The sequence below is a fragment of the Vibrio gazogenes genome, assembly GCF_023920225.1.
GTDB classification, from domain to species: Bacteria; Pseudomonadota; Gammaproteobacteria; order Enterobacterales; family Vibrionaceae; genus Vibrio; species Vibrio gazogenes.
In genome coordinates this window covers 1,515,443-1,533,197 of sequence record NZ_CP092587.1, presented here as the reverse complement: position 1 = coordinate 1,533,197, position 17,755 = coordinate 1,515,443, and the positions used below count along the sequence as shown (strand labels likewise).

The 17,755-nt window shown below is 46.5% G+C and carries 17 protein-coding genes; 12 read left to right on the top strand and 5 right to left on the bottom strand.

Annotated features, from left to right (window positions below; all coding sequences use genetic code 11):
* Nucleotides 1-63: 63 nt before the first annotated feature.
* Both MKS89_RS06915 and rnm read right to left on the bottom strand, forming a co-directional pair.
* Nucleotides 64-684 carry an L-threonylcarbamoyladenylate synthase gene (locus tag MKS89_RS06915; protein ID WP_072957187.1) on the bottom strand — a complete coding sequence of 207 codons (621 nt, stop codon included), beginning with the start codon at nt 682-684 and terminating at the stop codon, nt 64-66.
* 31 nt (nt 685-715) lie between these two features.
* On the bottom strand, nt 716-1,558 hold the full coding sequence (gene rnm, locus MKS89_RS06910) for an RNase RNM (RefSeq protein ID WP_072957184.1): 843 nt from the start codon (nt 1,556-1,558) through the stop codon (nt 716-718).
* Nucleotides 1,559-1,807: 249 nt separating this feature from the next.
* Here rnm and MKS89_RS06905 point away from each other — a divergent pair, with 249 nt between their 5' ends.
* From MKS89_RS06905 to MKS89_RS06855, 11 genes are all read left to right on the top strand, one after another.
* A complete protein-coding gene (locus MKS89_RS06905; protein WP_072957183.1) occupies nt 1,808-3,409 on the top strand; it encodes an anthranilate synthase component 1 in 1,602 nt (533 codons plus the stop codon).
* Entirely contained in the window at nt 3,402-3,986 is a 585-nt protein-coding gene (locus tag MKS89_RS06900) for an aminodeoxychorismate/anthranilate synthase component II (protein WP_072957180.1), read from the top strand. The genes MKS89_RS06905 and MKS89_RS06900 overlap by 8 nt, the downstream gene beginning before the upstream one ends.
* Before the next feature lie 52 nt (nt 3,987-4,038).
* A complete protein-coding gene (gene trpD, locus MKS89_RS06895) occupies nt 4,039-5,037 on the top strand; it encodes an anthranilate phosphoribosyltransferase (protein WP_072957177.1) in 999 nt (332 codons plus the stop codon).
* 3 nt (nt 5,038-5,040) lie between these two features.
* Complete coding sequence (gene trpCF, locus MKS89_RS06890) at nt 5,041-6,450, top strand: bifunctional indole-3-glycerol-phosphate synthase TrpC/phosphoribosylanthranilate isomerase TrpF (RefSeq protein WP_072957174.1); 1,410 nt, start codon at nt 5,041-5,043, stop codon at nt 6,448-6,450.
* A gap of 46 nt (nt 6,451-6,496) precedes the next feature.
* Complete coding sequence (gene trpB / locus MKS89_RS06885; protein WP_072957172.1) at nt 6,497-7,687, top strand: tryptophan synthase subunit beta; 1,191 nt, start codon at nt 6,497-6,499, stop codon at nt 7,685-7,687.
* On the top strand, nt 7,687-8,493 hold the full coding sequence (gene trpA / locus MKS89_RS06880) for a tryptophan synthase subunit alpha (protein WP_072957170.1): 807 nt from the start codon (nt 7,687-7,689) through the stop codon (nt 8,491-8,493). The genes trpB and trpA overlap by 1 nt, the downstream gene beginning before the upstream one ends.
* Before the next feature lie 356 nt (nt 8,494-8,849).
* Nucleotides 8,850-10,049 carry a dicarboxylate/amino acid:cation symporter gene (locus MKS89_RS06875; RefSeq protein ID WP_072957492.1) on the top strand — a complete coding sequence of 400 codons (1,200 nt, stop codon included), beginning with the start codon at nt 8,850-8,852 and terminating at the stop codon, nt 10,047-10,049.
* Nucleotides 10,050-10,490: 441 nt separating this feature from the next.
* On the top strand, nt 10,491-11,030 hold the full coding sequence (locus MKS89_RS06870) for a septation protein A (RefSeq protein ID WP_072957167.1): 540 nt from the start codon (nt 10,491-10,493) through the stop codon (nt 11,028-11,030).
* A 153-nt stretch (nt 11,031-11,183) separates the two neighbouring features.
* Nucleotides 11,184-11,585, top strand: coding sequence for an acyl-CoA thioester hydrolase YciA (gene yciA / locus MKS89_RS06865; RefSeq protein ID WP_072957166.1), 402 nt, complete (start codon nt 11,184-11,186; stop codon nt 11,583-11,585).
* A gap of 86 nt (nt 11,586-11,671) precedes the next feature.
* The gene (locus MKS89_RS06860; RefSeq protein ID WP_072957164.1) at nt 11,672-11,968 is read left to right on the top strand and encodes a YciI family protein; all 297 of its coding nucleotides are present in this window, start codon (nt 11,672-11,674) and stop codon (nt 11,966-11,968) included.
* Between the two features lie 23 nt (nt 11,969-11,991).
* Nucleotides 11,992-12,390, top strand: a complete 399-nt coding sequence (locus MKS89_RS06855) for a GspS/AspS pilotin family protein (RefSeq protein WP_205409145.1) — start codon at nt 11,992-11,994, stop codon at nt 12,388-12,390.
* A gap of 116 nt (nt 12,391-12,506) precedes the next feature.
* Here MKS89_RS06855 and metE read toward each other — a convergent pair whose 3' ends face one another.
* Complete coding sequence (gene metE, locus MKS89_RS06850) at nt 12,507-14,816, bottom strand: 5-methyltetrahydropteroyltriglutamate--homocysteine S-methyltransferase (protein ID WP_072957159.1); 2,310 nt, start codon at nt 14,814-14,816, stop codon at nt 12,507-12,509.
* Between the two features lie 273 nt (nt 14,817-15,089).
* Between metE and metR the strand changes: the two genes are divergently transcribed.
* Entirely contained in the window at nt 15,090-16,001 is a 912-nt protein-coding gene (metR, locus tag MKS89_RS06845) for an HTH-type transcriptional regulator MetR (protein WP_072957156.1), read from the top strand.
* 40 nt (nt 16,002-16,041) lie between these two features.
* Here the strand turns inward: metR and MKS89_RS06840 are convergent, their stop codons facing one another.
* Together MKS89_RS06840 and MKS89_RS06835 are read right to left on the bottom strand one after the other, a co-directional pair.
* Complete coding sequence (locus tag MKS89_RS06840) at nt 16,042-16,767, bottom strand: amino acid ABC transporter ATP-binding protein (RefSeq protein WP_077316323.1); 726 nt, start codon at nt 16,765-16,767, stop codon at nt 16,042-16,044.
* A gap of 22 nt (nt 16,768-16,789) precedes the next feature.
* Complete coding sequence (locus MKS89_RS06835; protein ID WP_072957151.1) at nt 16,790-17,734, bottom strand: amino acid ABC transporter permease; 945 nt, start codon at nt 17,732-17,734, stop codon at nt 16,790-16,792.
* Nucleotides 17,735-17,755: the final 21 nt, after the last annotated feature.

Sequence of the window (17,755 nt, the reverse complement as noted above, 5' to 3'; positions counted from 1 at the left end):
ATCAAAGTGAAAAAAGCATCTCTTTTGATAACACGATTATCTGCAACAATCGTTTCACCATGACTATTCAAATGGGGTCGGATCACCGGCACCCAGCCGTTGCACCACCATTACATCTTCACTGAAATCAATCACGGTTGTCGGCTGCTCTCCGAGGTATCCCCCATTTAAAATCACATCCACAGCATGCTCCAGTGAATCACGGATCTCATCCGGATCAGATTCAGTGGTATCTTTCCCCGGCAGAATCAATGATGTTGACATAAGCGGTTCACCGAGAGCTTCTAGTAAATCCAGCGCAATTCGGTTATCCGGTACCCGGATACCAATTGTTTTTCGCCGCGGATTCATTAACCGTCTCGGTACTTCCTTGGTACCTTTAAAGATAAAGGTATAAGGCCCCGGGGTATTGTTTCTCAATAATCGAAATGCGGTATTATCAACTCGGGCATATAGCGAGAGTTCAGACAAATCTCGGCACAGTAGCGTAAAATTGTGTTTATCATCCAAACGACGGATTTGACAGATACGTTCCAGTGCTCGTTTATTCTCTAATTGACATCCCAATGCATAACCAGAGTCAGTCGGATAAACCACAACTCCGCCATTACGAATAATCGCCACAGCCTGATTGATCAATCGGGCTTGTGGATTTTCTGGATGAACATAAAAATACTGACTCATTATTACTCCTCACCATCGAGCAACTCGATGCTTACTCTACGGACAAGCCCCAATCTTTCCATACAGGTTCAATATCAGAAGGCAACCAAAGATTCCGGCCTAACTCCATCCACGGAGAAGGATAATGGAAATCACTACCTTGAGAGGCTAGCAGTTTGTATTGTAACGCATAATTCGTCAGATTGCGCCTTTCCTGAGGTGCTTGTTGTGGCTGAGCAACTTCCATCGCATCACCACCAGCCTCGGCAAATGCTTCAATCAAACGCTTCAACCATTTTGTCGTCAGATCATATCGTCCCGGATGCGCCAATACGGCTTGTCCTCCTGCGGCATGAATCGCCTCGATGGCATCTTGCATAGAACACCAGTCCGGCGGGACATAACCCGGCTGATTTCGGGTTAAATATTTCTTAAACACCTGCTGCATCGTCTTGGCGTAACCATGTGCGACCAGCCATTGCGCAAAATGAGCACGGGTAATCGCAGCATCACCGGCAATCTCTTTCACTTCCGCGAGTATCCCCGGCCGGGTCACTTTTTCCAAACGTGCGGCGATCATCGTCGCACGTACATCACGACGCTGTTTTTGCTGGGTAATCAGGTCATTCAATTCAGCAGAAGTTACATCGACATTCAAGCCGACAATATGAATATCTTTATTTTGCCAAACCGTTGATATTTCAATGCCATCAATCAAACGGATCGGTAATTGTTGTACTTCGATAAATCGATGCGCGGCATCTAAACCATCAACACAATCATGATCCGTAATCGCCAGGACATCAATATCAAACGAAACAGCGCGAAGCAGAAGTTCCTCCGGAGATAGTTTTCCATCGGAAGCAACGGTGTGACTGTGTAAATCTATTTTCATCATTTTTTTGATTTTTCACCAATAAAAGCTTGACTTCAAACACTCGCACTAGTTTACTAGTACAAAAATACATAACTGAACTCAGACACCCATGTTACAAGAATTCAACATGAATCCAAATGTTCTCACACTTATTTCTGATGAGCAGGCGGTGTCACAACGTTTCACCCCTAATCAGCATCGCATCGCGTGATCGGTTAACCCCGAAGGCAGTTGGCAACGAAGGCATTAAGAATAAAGGATCAGTAAATGAATAACACCATCGATATCACTCAGCTCGGTACTCTGCGTCTTCTATCGGAAACCTTACCCTATTCAGCAGACCCGACCGCAGTATTCCATACTTTATGCGGCCATAAGAGTGATTGTCTGTTACTTGAATCAGCAGAGATTGATTCAAAAGAGGATTTGAAAAGTCTGCTGCTCATTGATGCAGCGGTTCGCGTGATTTGCTTTGGACATGAAGTGACGTTTCATGCACTGACAACCAACGGAGAACATCTGATTGATCATCTGGCCCGGAATATCAAACCCGACATTGCCGCGACACGAACCGAACAGACACTGATCCTTCACTTCGATGCACCACGGACAGGGCTTGATGAAGACAGTCGCTTGCAAGAGTCTTCCTCATTTGATGCACTGCGTCTGATTCAGCACAGTTTTGATCTGACCGGGCTTGATAAACATGCCATTTTCTTAGGTGGGCTGTTTGCTTACGACCTCGTTGCCAACTTTGAACCGCTGGGCAATGCAGAAGCGACCAACCAATGCCCTGACTATGTCTTTTACGTCGCCGAATCGCTGATGATCATCGACCATCAGAATGGCAGTTGTCATGTTCAGGGCTCACTGTTTAACCCGGATGAACAGACCACTGAAACGCTATCACAGCGCCTGAAGTCAATTGTGCATCAGTGTCAGGACATCCAGCCGCTCCCGCCGGCTGTGGTATGTCATGATGTGACGGTGTCTCCCTCGATGAGTGATGCGGAATTTTGTGGTGTGGTGGACAATCTGAAACAATATATTGTCCAAGGGGATATTTTTCAGGTTGTCCCTTCCCGACGTTTTATCTTGCCATGTCCGTCACCGTTAGCCGCTTATAAAAAACTCAAAGAAACCAATCCAAGTCCTTATATGTTTTATATTCAGGATGAAAAATTTACGCTGTTTGGCGCGTCTCCGGAAAGTGCACTCAAATATGCCAGTGATACCAACCAAATTGAAATCTATCCCATCGCAGGGACTCGCCCTCGCGGGAAAAATCCAGACGGTTCAATCAATTTCGATCTCGACGGCCGACTGGAATTAGACCTTCGCAATGATAAAAAAGAGAACGCAGAACACATGATGCTGGTTGATTTAGCCCGCAATGACGTCGCCAGAATCTCTGAAGCCGGCACTCGTCATCTTGCTGATCTCCTGAAAACGGACCGTTACAGTCATGTCATGCATTTGGTTTCTCGAGTCGTCGGCCAGCTAAAACATGATTTGGACGCGCTACACGCCTATCAGGCTTGTATGAACATGGGAACTTTGACAGGCGCCCCGAAGATCCGAGCCATGCAATTAATCCGGTCGGTTGAACAAGAGCGCCGGGGTAGTTACGGTGGTGCGGTCGGTTACATGACAGGTGAAGGTGATCTGGATACGTGTATCGTGATTCGTTCAGCCTATATCGAAAATGGAATGGCCAGCGTTCAGGCTGGTGCCGGTGTCGTTTACGATTCTGACCCGCAAGCGGAAGCGGATGAAACCAGAGGCAAAGCCCAAGCCGTCATTGCTGCGATTCAGATGGCTCATCAGGCACCAGAGCACTCAGTTCAGGGAGAAAAACATCATGGCTAATCTTATTTTTATCGACAATTTTGATTCATTTACCTACAACCTTGTCGATCAATTCCGTTCACTCGGACATCAGGTCACCATTTATCGCAATAATATCGAAACCGCGCAAATCATGGCGACGCTCAAGCGGACGGAAAACCCTGTCGTTGTTCTTTCTCCGGGCCCGGGCGCACCTTCCGAAGCTGGCTGTATGCCCGAGTTATTGCAACAGCTCATCGGTCAGATACCGGTGATTGGCATCTGTTTGGGCCATCAGGCAATCGTTGAAGCCTACGGTGGCCGGGTTGCAGGCGCAGGTGAAATCGTTCACGGCAAAGTCTCGCTCATGGCGCATCAAGGACATACCGTTTATCAAGGTTTACCGTCACCGATGACCGTTGCCAGATATCACTCTTTGATTGCTTTAGAGATACCGGAAGCATTGACCGTGACCGCTGAAGTGGATGGTTTAACCATGTCGGTCATTCATGAACAGCACAAAGTCTGCGGATTTCAATTTCATCCGGAATCGATCATGACCACTTATGGCGAGAAATTACTGGCAAATACGATTGAATGGGCGCTTCAAGAAAGTTAAGCCGAAACATTATTGACCAAACGAAAATCTCAAGAGAAGGGAAAAGGACCACATGCAACCAATCATTGATAAACTGTTCTCACAGGTTTCATTATCTCAACAAGAAGCCCATACCCTCTTTAGTCAAATTATTCAGGGTGAAATGGCCCCGGTTCTGATGGCTGCAATGTTAACGGCTCTGAAGCTCAAGGGTGAAACCCCTGAGGAAATCTCCGGGGCCGTGCAGGCATTGCTGGACAATGCCACGCCATTCCCTCGCCCTGACTACGATTTTGCTGATATTGTCGGCACGGGTGGCGACGGTGCAAATACCTTTAATATTTCCACGACCTCGGCATTTGTCGCAGCAGCCTGCGGTGTCAAAGTCGCCAAGCATGGTAACCGAGGCGTCTCAAGCAAATCCGGATCTTCTGACCTGCTGGATGCATTCGGTATTGATCTGGCGATGACGCCTCAGGCAACCCGCGAAGCGCTGGACGAGCTGGGAGTCGCTTTTCTGTTTGCACCGCAGTACCATGGTGGCGTCCGGCACGCGATGCCTGTGCGTCAAACATTGAAAACCCGAACGATCTTCAATATTCTCGGTCCACTCATTAATCCGGCACGGCCGAATATCGAACTGATGGGCGTTTACGATCCAAACCTCATTCAGCCGATTGCTCAGACCATGCTAAAAATAGGGATGAAGCGCGCGGCGGTGGTCCATGGTTCCGGACTGGATGAAGTCGCCATTCATGGTCCGACACGAGTGGCAGAGATACGCGATCAAACGATCACTGAATATCTGTTAACGCCTGAAGACTTCGGATTAAAAACGTATCCTTTATCAGCCATTCAGGGTGGAACGCCTGAAGACAATCGTCAGCTAATTGAAAATCTGTTAACGGGCAAAGGTACAGAGGCACAAATGGCGGCTGTTGCAGTGAATGTGGCACTGTTACTTCGTCTGTTCGGTCGCGAAGATTTAAAAGCCAATGCCCAACAAGCAATTGATATCATGAAATCAGGACAAGCATTCCAACGAGTCCGTCAACTTGCACAGCGGAGCTAATACATGACAACACAGTTATCAGAACACATCACCACAGAACATACGGAAATGGCAGAAGTCCTCGTCAAGATTATTCGTGATAAACATCTCTGGCTCGAACAACGTCAGCAGAATCAGCCATTAACAAGTTTTAAGAGTTTACTTAAGCCTTCAGACCGAAGTTTCTATGATGCGTTGAATACTGGAAAAGCAGCGTTCATTCTTGAATGCAAAAAAGCATCGCCTTCCAAAGGGCTGATCCGTGACGTCTTTGATCTGGACTATATCGCATCAGTTTATAAACAGTATGCCAATGCGATTTCTATTCTGACTGACGAGAAGTACTTCCAAGGAAATTTTGAATTTATTCCTCAGGTTCGCAAGCAAGTCACTCAGCCGGTACTGTGTAAAGACTTCATGATCGATACTTATCAGGTTTATCTGGCCCGGCACTATGGTGCGGATGCCATTCTACTGATGCTCTCCGTATTGGACGATGAAACTTATCAGACACTGGCTCAAGTCGCTCATCAGCTCAACATGGGAATTTTAACGGAAGTCAGTAACGAGGCAGAGCTGGAACGGGCCGTCGCCCTCCAAGCGAAAGTCATCGGGATCAACAACCGTAATTTAAGAGACTTAACGACCGATCTGAACCGAACCAAAGTACTGGCACCAAAGTTACCGAAAGGCACCACGATTATTTCGGAATCCGGCATTTATACGCATCAGCAAGTCCGGGAGCTGTCTGCTTATGCACAAGGCTTCCTGATCGGTAGCTCGCTGATGTCCGAGCAAAATCTGGAAATCGCGGTTCGCCGCGTGGTTCTCGGTGAGAACAAAGTGTGTGGACTGACCCGTCCGGATGACGCCGCGCAAGCTTATCGGGCCGGTGCCGTCTACGGTGGACTCATTTTTGTCGAAGCTTCCCCACGCTACACCACACCTGAGTCGGCTCGTGTCACCATGTCCGGTGCACCACTCAAATATGTGGGCGTATTTCAGAATCACACCGTCGAAGATGTGACTCAAATCGCGCATGAACTTCAGTTAAGTGCGGTACAACTGCATGGCAACGAAGATCAAGCCTACGTCAATCAGCTCCGAGAGGCGCTATCTGCCGATATTGCAATCTGGAAAGCGTATGCGGTTTCAGACCAACTTCCAACACCATTCGCACAGCATGTTGATCGTCATTTATACGATAGCAAAGTCGGCCAACAGAGCGGCGGGACCGGGCAAACATTTGACTGGCAACAACTCACTCAAGTTGAAGGTGTGATGCTTGCCGGAGGTTTATCACCGGAAAATGCGAAAGAAGCGGCCGCTCTCGGATGTAATGGACTGGATTTTAATTCAGGGGTTGAATCGGCTCCCGGCATCAAAGACGCTGACAAACTACAGCAAGCATTTAAAAAAATTAGAGATTATTAGTCGTCGGAATACCGATACCTGACAGAACAGCAAAAAGGAATCAATCATGTCTAAACTTAACGCCTACTTCGGCGAGTTCGGTGGCCAGTTTGTCCCACAAATACTGGTTCCGGCCCTCGATCAGTTAGAACAGGCTTTTATCGACGCTCAAGAAGACCCTGAATTTCAGGCCGAATTTATGTCGCTGCTTCAAGAATACGCAGGACGTCCGACCGCACTCACGCTCACCCGGAACCTGACCAAAGGCACCAAGACCAAACTGTATCTTAAACGAGAAGATTTGCTGCACGGTGGCGCGCATAAAACCAATCAGGTACTCGGACAAGCTCTGTTGGCAAAACGGATGGGTAAACAAGAAATTATCGCAGAGACGGGCGCCGGACAGCATGGTGTTGCAACAGCTATTGCTTGTGCGCTACTGGGATTAAAATGCCGAGTCTACATGGGTGCCAAAGACGTTGAACGCCAAAGTCCGAATGTGTTTCGGATGCGTTTAATGGGTGCGACCGTCATTCCGGTTCACTCTGGGTCATCAACCCTTAAAGATGCTTGTAACGAAGCGATGCGAGACTGGTCTGCAAGCTACGAAACATCCCACTATTTATTAGGTACAGCCGCGGGACCTCACCCATTCCCGACCATTGTCCGGGAATTCCAGAAAATCATCGGGGAAGAAACGAAACATCAAATTTTAGCACGTGAAGGCAAATTACCGGATGCCGTGATTGCCTGTGTCGGCGGTGGCTCGAATGCGATTGGTATGTTTGCTGATTTTATCGACGAAGAAAATGTCCGCTTGATCGGGGTCGAACCCGGAGGAAAAGGGATTGAAACCCATCAGCACGGTGCACCGCTAAAACATGGCAAAACCGGTATTTATCTGGGCATGAAATCCCCACTGATGCAAGATGCGTATGGTCAGATTGAAGAATCTTATTCGGTTTCTGCCGGGCTCGATTTCCCGTCAGTCGGCCCGCAACATGCCCATTTAAATGCGATCGGCAGAGCCGAATATGAAAACATCACTGATGACGAAGCTCTGGATGCTTTTCAAGAATTGGCCCTTCATGAAGGGATTATCCCGGCCCTTGAGTCTTCTCATGCTTTAGCCCATGCCCTCAAAATGGCTCGTCGTGAACCAGACAAAGAACAGACGCTGGTGGTGAACTTATCCGGACGAGGTGACAAAGATATCTTCACCGTTCATAAAATCTTAGAAGAAAAAGGAGTGCTGTAATGAATCGCTACCAAACACTTTTCCAACAACTTGCGGAAAAGAATCAAGGTGCATTTGTGCCTTTTGTCACCATCGGAGACCCAACCCCGGCACTCTCGGCAAAGATCATCAATACCTTGATTGAGGCGGGTGCAGATGCGCTGGAGCTTGGTCTTCCATTTTCTGACCCACTCGCAGATGGCCCAACGATTCAAGGGGCGAATATGCGGGCACTGGATGCAGCAACCACGCCTGATATCTGTTTCGAACTCATCACACAAGTACGTCAGGATCATCCCGATGTACCGATCGGTCTGCTGGTATACGCCAACTTGGTTTATGCGCGCGGCATTGACAACTTCTATTACCGCTGCCAACAGGCCGGAGTCGATTCCGTTCTGATTGCCGATGTCCCGACCAACGAAAGTGAAGACTTCATTCAGGCCGCTGAAAAACACGGGATTGACCCGATTTTTATTGCTCCGCCAACAGCCGATCAGCAAACCTTACAGACCGTGGCATCACGCAGCAAAGGTTATACTTATCTCCTTTCTCGTGCGGGAGTCACGGGGGTGGAAACCAAAGCTGGAATGCCCGTTGATAACCTGCTGAAAAACCTAAAAGAATATCAAGCACCGCCGGCATTACTTGGATTTGGCATTTCAGAGCCGGAACAGGTGAAACAAGCGTTGACTGCCGGTGCGGCAGGCGCAATTTCAGGTTCTGCCGTCGTGAAAATTATCGAATCCAATCAACATGATGAATCGACACTGCTGACTCAACTCCATCAGTTTGTCTCAACGATGAAAGCTGCGACACAGAGATAAACAGCTTTATATGCGGTTTCCATCACGGAAACCGCCAATCATGCCACTTAAAGCTATTCAAACCCATTCACATAAGCAATTATTTTACAATTAAAATATTATTTAGCATAAATTTCTGCCTGTATTATATTTTGCCAAACGTTTGCGTAAATTTTCTATCTATCGAGCATTTTCATAACTGATATCTTGATCAGAAAAAGATATCAGTGTAAAAACTTAGCCGGAATATTTATCCGCAAATGTTAATAATGTTGGTGGGTAATCCTAGTAAATTAAAAATTCATAACACAAGGGTTGCGTAAGTGTTAAAACAAAAGAGTTTATTATCAAATATTGGTGTTCAGGTTGTCATTGCGATGATTCTGGGTTCAATTGTCGGCGCCACGATGGGACATGACGCCGCAATGTTCTCACCACTTGGGGCTATCTTTATCAATCTGATTAAGATGCTGGTCATTCCATTGGTTGCCGTTGCACTGATTTCAGGCTCTGCCGGTTTGGGAAACAGCCATTCCGCAGGTAAAGTCGGAGCCGTGACCTTAGGATACTTTGCTGTCACTTCTGCGCTGGCAGTTGCTTTAGCGCTGGTGATGGGACACATTTTCCAACCCGGCATCGGCATTGATGTTTCTGGTGTTGAAGGTATGTTCTCTTCAGAATATGCGTCAAAAGGTGAACTTCCTACTTTCTGGGCAACCATTATCGGTATGATCCCAACCAACGTTTTCCAGTCACTGAATAACGCAAATATTCTACAAATATTGGTATTCTGTCTTTTCTTCGGTGTGGCGCTTGCCAAACAGAGTGAAGAACGGCGTTTGCCAATCATCAATGGTATAAACACCATTGTTGATGCCATGGTCTGGATGATCAACAAAGTGATGGTTATTGCGCCAATCGGGGTTTTCGGTCTGATGGCGGAAGCCGTCGGTACATTTGGTTTCAGTGCCCTGACCGTTGTACTGAAACTCTTTGTCGTCTATGTTGCTGCTATTCTGATTTTTGGTTTTATTGTCTATCCACTGATGATTCAAATTTTTACCAAAACATCAGCGCGCAAATTCATTGGCGCAATGAAAAAACCGCAAGCCGTTGCCCTATCTACAGCATCGTCCATGGCAACGCTGCCAGTGACCATGGATACGGTTGAAAACGACCTCGGTGTCAGAAACTCAACTGCATCGTTCGTACTTCCGTTAGGAGCGACGATCAACATGTCCGGTAACGCAATTTACTACGGACTGGTTGCAATTTTCTTTGCCCAGCTATTCAACATCGATCTGAGCATGGGTTCTTATATCGCCATTATCGTTACGGCAACATTGGGTGCTGTCGGTCAGGCTGGTGTTCCGGGACCATCTTTCCTTGTTGTCGCTGTCTTACTTGCGGCTGGGATTCCAATTGAAGGTCTGCCGCTGTTATTTGCTCTGGATCGTATCTTCGACATGATTCGTACCGCACTGAATATCACCGGTGATGCAGCCTGTGCAGTGATTGTCGATTCTCTCATCGAAGAGCCGGAGACAGAAGAAAAGGTGGTTGAACAAGAAGCATAAATATTCGTTTATCGCAGACTGATTAGAAAACCACTCAAAAATGAGTGGTTTTTTGTCACCTGTGAATCACGTATACCTGCTACATGATACCAAGCAAGTGATTCAACTATTGGCTGCCGTGACCCTGCTTCGCCATTTTCAGTTTTTGAATCGTTTTCTTGGCTTCTTCCGCATTCATTTTTTCCAGACCGGCACCACCAACAAATAAACCCATTTTGATATGTTGTTTAATAAAGTAATTCTCGCCACTCTTGGTGTTTACTGATAGCCGATGTCAATGTAGACACTCGCTGGCAACAATCGGCTCATGCGGACTTCGTCATAAATATTCTGAATCAGGATCAAACCCGGCAGAAATCGCGACAAAACATGATCTGACTATTCAGATACCTGTCAATTTTAGTTAGACTGTAGCGCTCTCTAGTGAAGGACTGAATACCCATGAAACAATTGATCGACTTTATCCCACTTATTGTGTTTTTCGTACTGTTCAAGCTATACGATATCTATGTCGCAACAGGTGCCCTGATTATTGCCAGTGCGATGCAAATTGCCATCACCTACTTTTGGTATAAAAAAGTCGAAAAAATGCAGGTCATTACTTTTGTTCTGGTCGCAGTATTCGGTGGGATGACGATTTTCCTCCATGATGACAATTTTATTAAGTGGAAAGTGACTATTGTCTATCTTGTTTTTGCCATCGGCCTGACGGTTACCCATCTCATGGGCAAATCGGCGATTAAAAGCATGTTGGGTAAAGAACTACAACTTCCGGATGATGTCTGGTCAAAAATCAACTGGGCCTGGGTGTTCTTTTTTGTTGCCTGTGCAGCGATTAATGTCTATATCGCGTTCAGATTACCTTTAGATGTTTGGGTCAATTTCAAAGTCTTTGGTCTGCTGGTCGCAACTCTGGTATACACCTTACTGACTGGTGTATACATCTATACGCGATTACCCAAAGATGAAAATCATCAATAGGATGAAAAACGTGAACTTGCATCGGTTCTTTCTTGCTTCTGTGTGAAATCCGATGCACCATCTGTTATTGTTTCGAAGTTGGATGAATTCATCGTATTTAATTGATGAATCAACGCTTCTCCTGAAAGCATTCAACATGTGTAGTACGAAATTATGAAGTCTGAAGTCAATACTCCGAAAGGTCAGCTCCTTTCACGAACGCTTGCAATGCCAGCAGATACCAACGCAAACGGTGATATTTTTGGTGGTTGGATAATGTCACAGTTGGATTTGGCCGGAGGCATTCTGGCAAAAGAAATTTCACACGGCAGAATTGTAACGGTTTCCGTATCAAGCATTGCCTTTAAAAAACCGGTGAGTGTCGGTGATGTGGTTTGTTGTTATGGTGAATGTGTCCGCATTGGTCGTAGCTCCATGTCAATTGAGCTTGAAGTCTGGATTAAGCCCGTTCATGCACACGGTATCGGTGATCGGTTTCAGGTCTGTGAAGCCACATTCAACTACGTGGCCGTTGATAGTGACGGACGCCCGAGAATGATTGAGCTTCACTCATAAAATAAATCATTGTTCTCCCCAAGCCATTGGTTGGAGAGTGAACACAAGTCGAGTCAATCGCCCGACTTTTGTATAAGGATATAAATATGTGGTATGTCATATTTTCTCAAGATGTAGAAAACTCTTTAGAGAAGCGGATGGGTGCCCGACCGCAGCATCTGGAAAGATTACAGCAATTACAAAATGAAGGGCGCTTACTTACCGCCGGGCCTCTGCCTGCGATTGACTCAGACAACCCGGGAGAAGCCGGATTCACCGGATCAACCGTGATTGCTGATTTTGCGTCTCTGGATGAAGCCAAAGCATGGGCGGATACCGACCCTTATGTCACAGCCGGTGTGTACCAGTCTGTTATCGTCAAACCCTATAAACAAGTTTTTTAACGATCTGAGAATAGCATTTCATGATAAGAAAAATATGTATTGCAGTTGGACTGAGTACTCTCTTAATCGGTTGTAGTAGTCATAGTGAGCAAAAACAACTGGAGTTACTTGCAGCCAACCGCGCGAGTATTCTTCATGCTGAACTCCCGATTAAGTCCGGACCGTTGTCCATCATGCGCGCCTCTTCAAAAGAGAATGTCATTGAAATCATGATGATTTATAACAATGATGCGCCGAAAGCCAAGTCAACGAAGTCACTTTTAACCCAAAGTATCAAGAGTTACTGTGCCAATACAGAAACCAAGTCGAATCTCGACGCAGGTCTTGCCTACCGAATAAAAATTCGTAATACCCGTGGGCAGTTGATGATTGATCAACTGATCAACCAAGCCACGTGTAACAAATATTCGGCAAAGCAATAACTGAGTCGCTTATTTTCGTCAATGACATCGTGCCATCCAATGACAGAGAGTCCCGATAACGGGGCTCTCTGTTTATGAGCTTTTGTTTATAGCCGATTGAATGATAAAGACAACCATCATTGGGCTGTCTGTTTTCCCCAATCTTCACGAAGTGTTTTAGCAGCAGCAACCATATTGCGTAATGCAGCTTCTGTTTCCGGCCAACCTCTGGTTTTCAGACCACAATCAGGGTTCACCCATAATCGCTCTGCCGGAATCGCTTGCGCTGCTTTTTTCAATAGCTCGACGACCCACTCCTGAGATGGGATGTTCGGCGAATGAATATCATAAACACCCGGGCCAATCTCATTCGGATAATTGAAGGCCTCAAATGCGTCAAGCAATGCCATATTTGAACGAGAAGTTTCAATAGTGATCACATCAGCATCTAAAGCTGCGACAGATTCAATAATTTCATTGAATTCACTGTAACACATATGCGTGTGGATCTGCGTTTGTGGCGCAGCACTAGACGCTGAAATACGGAAAGACTGTACCGCCCAATCCAGATAAGCCTGATGATCACGTTTCTTCAATGGCAAGCCTTCTCGAATTGCCGGCTCATCAATCTGAATAATATTGATACCAGCCGTTTGTAAATCAGCGACTTCATCACGCAAGGCCAGCGCAAGTTGTTGAGTGATTGTTTTACGGGCAATATCTTCCCGGGGGAATGTCCAGCATAGTATTGTCACCGGACCGGTCAGCATCCCTTTCATCGGTTTTGATGTGAGCGATTGGGCATACTGCGACCACTCGACTGTGATTGGCTTTTCACGTTCGATATCAGCCACAACAATGGCAGGTTTGACACAGCGTGAACCATAACTTTGTACCCATCCGAAACGCGTTGTCTGGAATCCGGATAAGTTCTCCGCGAAATACTCCACCATATCATTCCGCTCAGCTTCACCATGAACCAAAACATCCAGTCCCAGAGATTCCTGTCGCTCAACCGCTTCATGAATATGTGCTTTTAGCGCGGTCTTATAGTCGCTTTCAGATAACCGCCCTTGCTTAAAATCACGCCGCAATCTTCTGATTTCGCTGGTTTGAGGGAAAGAACCGATGGTTGTCGTTGGTAAAAATGGCAGCCCCAAAGCCTCTTTCTGATGTATAGCGCGCGCTTCATAAGGCAACGCTCTAGTTGCCAGAGCTTCGGTGATCGCTTCAACCCGCTGACGCACATGTGGCTTATTCACCTGTTGGGAGGCTCGGCGCTGTTCAATCGGGCGGCTATAGTCCTGACATGCTTCAACAGCTTTGACATCACCGTCTAACGCGGCACCAAGTAATCCCAACTCAACCACTTTTTGACGGGCAAAAGCAAACCAACTCTGCGTTTCTTCACTCAGTCCGGTTTCCAGTGAAAGATCAACCGGACTATGGAGTAGTGAGCACGAACTCGCGACCCACAAACGATCACCAAGCTGCGCTTTAAGGGGCTGTAACTGTTTGAGTAATAATGCCAGATCGGCTCGCCAGACATTGCGTCCATTGATAACACCGGCAGATAAAATCCAATCTGTGGGCAGTTTTGCCGCGACCTCCTTCAACTGCTGCGGCGCAGAAATAGTATCAATATGCAGTCCATCGACGGGCAAAGCGGTCACACGCTCTAAAATATCAGTAATCGAATCAAAATAAGTGGTGAGCAACAGCTTGGTTTTCCTCTGTTTCTTTTGTAATTGGTCATAAGCAAGTTGAAAAGCATCCAGCCAGGTTTGCTCTAATTCCAACACCAGAATCGGTTCATCAATCTGAACCCACTCAATCCCCTGTGCAGCTAATTTATCCAGAATAGTTTGATAAGCGACCGTTAACCGAGGCAATAATGATAATCGGTCAAACCCCTCGACAACGGATTTACCCAAATAGAGATAACTCAATGGCCCTAGTAATACCGGCTTCACTTGATGCCCTTGTTGAATCGCTTCATCGACTTCATCAAATAACTGTGACCAGCTCACCTCAAACGTATCATCAGCTGAAAATTCCGGCACAATGTAATGATAATTGGTATTAAACCATTTAGTCATATCGGAAGCTGCACTGCCACCTTGACAGTCACACCCTGGACGGGACTGCCCTCTGGCAATCTTAAACAGTGTATCGATATCCATATCTCCGTCCCGGTGGCGTTGTGAGACATGCCCTAATAACAGAGAGGTATTCAATACATGGTCATACCATGCAAAATCACCGACAGTTACGAAACGAAGTTGATTGTCCGCCTGAAGCGTCCAGTTCTCTTGACGAATCGAGGCACCAGTCGCTGCCAACTGAGATTGATCAAGCTCTCCGCGCCAATACCCTTCTAAAGCAAATTTGAGTTCTCTTTTATCACCGATACGAGGAAAGCCCAGAATATGTGTTGTTGTAGCCATGAATATCATCCTTTATTGATTATTGCTTGTCGTGAGTATTTGATACTGACTTATCTTTCAGACATAAAAGATGTCTAGATGGCTAAAATATCGTACAAAATGATCTCACTGCCAATCACCAATTCTTCAACCGACACATTAGTAAAATTCATAGTCATAAAAGTAAATTGAAATTAAATAACTCATATAGCCGTCTAGATGTTTACATGTGGTAGGTTTCAGCGTAATTTAGTAAAAATATTCAACATGATTGAACATGAATGAGGAAAACTCATGTTAGAAATCAAACACCTCAAAACATTGATTTCACTCAGAGATACCGGGTCTTTAACCGCAACCGCAACCGCGCTACACCTGACCCAGTCGGCTCTGTCTCATCAGATTAAAGATCTGGAATCACGGATTGGCAGCCCACTATTTCTCCGTAAAACACGCCCCGTTCGATTTACATCCGAAGGTGAGATTTTGCTACGGCTGGCGGAAGATGTATTGCCGCGAATGGCTCAGGCAGAGAACCAAATCGCCGGTCTCAAAGAAGATGTGAATGGGCGTCTGCATATGGCGATCGATTGCCATTCTTGTTTTCAATGGCTGATGCCTGCGCTCAAGGAATATCAGCTCAGTTGGCCGGATGTAACGTTGGATTTTTCTTCCGGATTTGGCTTTGAACCCCTTCCTGCACTACTGGCAGGAGAGCTTGATCTCTTGATCACCTCGGATATTATGCCCCGCTCCGAAATTCATTACGAACCGTTGTTTGATTTTGAAATGCGCCTTGTCACCGCGATCAATCATCCGTTGGCTGACGCGGCAGCCATTCAACCCACAGACTTAGCTGGCCAAACCATGTTGACTTATCCGGTTCCGAAACAACGTCTCGATGTGTATAAGCACTTCCTTCATCCCGCGGGAGTGGAACCTCTGAAATGGAAACAGGCAGATAATACGCTCATGCTGGTCCAGATGGTTTCAGCTGGCTTAGGGGTTGCGGCACTGCCCAATTGGGCCATCAGCGAATTTTCTCGCCAGCGTCTGATCACCAGTAAACCGCTGGGACAAGGACTATGGCGACGACTATTTGCTGCCGTGCGACATGGGGAAAAAGAGAAACGTTATCTACAGGCTTTCTTTGCCACGGCTCGGCAACAGTGTAAAACACACTTAGAAGGGATAAAAATCGCCTGATAAAAATGACTTCCGCCAGTAAACTGGCGGAAAGTATCGACTATAAAATTTTAGCCAGAAATTGCTGCAAGCGAGGATGTGGCGGAGATTCAAATACAACCTGAGGCGTGTCATCAACCAATAGTGCGCCTTCTTCCATAAACAACACACGATCTGCGACCTCTTTGGCGAATCCCATTTCGTGCGTCACAATCACCATCGTCATGCCTTCTGCTGCCAACCCCTTGATGACATCCAATACTTCACCCACCATTTCAGGATCAAGCGCTGACGTCGGTTCATCGAACAACATCAAATCCGGTTCCATGGCCAACGCCCGGGCAATCGCCACACGTTGCTGTTGTCCACCGGACAAGTGAGAAGGATAGTTATTCATCCGCTCAGCCAGACCGACTCGTTTCATCAACGCTTTCGCGGCCACTTCAACGTCTTTCACCGGGCGCTTAGCCACTTTCAGTGGTGCCAGCATCACATTTTCTAAAGCAGTCTTATGGGGAAACAAATTAAAGCTTTGAAACACCATCCCGACATTTTGCCGCAGTTGATTGATATCCGTTGATTTAGCGTACATATCGATACCATCAACAATAATGACACCTTCGTTAATGGCTTCAAGTTGATTCAGGGTCCGTAAGAAGGTGGATTTACCGGAACCGGAAGGTCCGATAATCGCAACAACTTCGCCTCTTCTGACCGTCGCACTGACAGATTTCAGTGCATGGCAACCATTGGGATAAAATTTTTCAATCCCCTTGGCAACGATCATGTCTTCACCGGAATATTGATTATTAGTCACTAGCCGATAACCTCTTTTCTAATAATTGGATCGCCCATGAAAGTGAGCCGGTGACGAGCAGATAAAGTGCTGCAACGGTAAACCAAACTTCAAAGGGAGCAAAACTTCCTGCAACCACTTCCCGACCGGCTTTGGTCAGATCCGTAATTGAAATCACCGATACCAATGACGAATCTTTGATCAGATTGATAAATTGCCCGGCGAGCGGTGGCAGCGTTCTCTTAAAGGCTTGCGGTAATATGACATACAGCATCGCCTGAGGGTAAGTCATGCCTAATGAACGGGCGGCTTCCATCTGACCACTGGATACGGACTGAATCCCCGCCCGGATAATTTCTGCGACATAAGCACCGGTAAATACCGACAGTGCGACAACGCCCGCGGTAAACCGGTCTAAATCCAATACAGTGCCAATAAAGAAATAAACGATAAAAATCTGCACCAGTAACGGTGTACCACGAATAATTTCAACATAGGTCAGGGAAAGGTCCCGGGCAGTTTGATTTTTTGCGACCCGCATCAGCCCGAAAATCAGCCCCAGAAAAATGGCAAAGAAGAGCGAGATGAAAGAAATTTTTACCGTCACCCAAAGACCGATGGCTATCGGCCCGAACTTCCAATCTTCGACCCGTGCAAGAGTATCCCCTTCGAAAATTAAATCGCCGTCACCAATCGCCCGTTGATCATAGGATTTGATGACCTGATCGGGGGCGCCGTTATCAAATTTCACAATAATCTTATTGCCTTCGATAACAGACACACCATCACCACTGGCTCGGATATTTTGCATCTCAGTATTGACGATATAGGGCCACAATCGATCCCAATGCCAGTTATAATTAATCGTTTTGCCGGAGAAATAGATCCCACTCACCAGCAACACCATCATTACGGCATAAATGCCATGGCCTATCCAACGGCTGGATTTTGACTGCATTACAATGATTCTCTTCTGTTT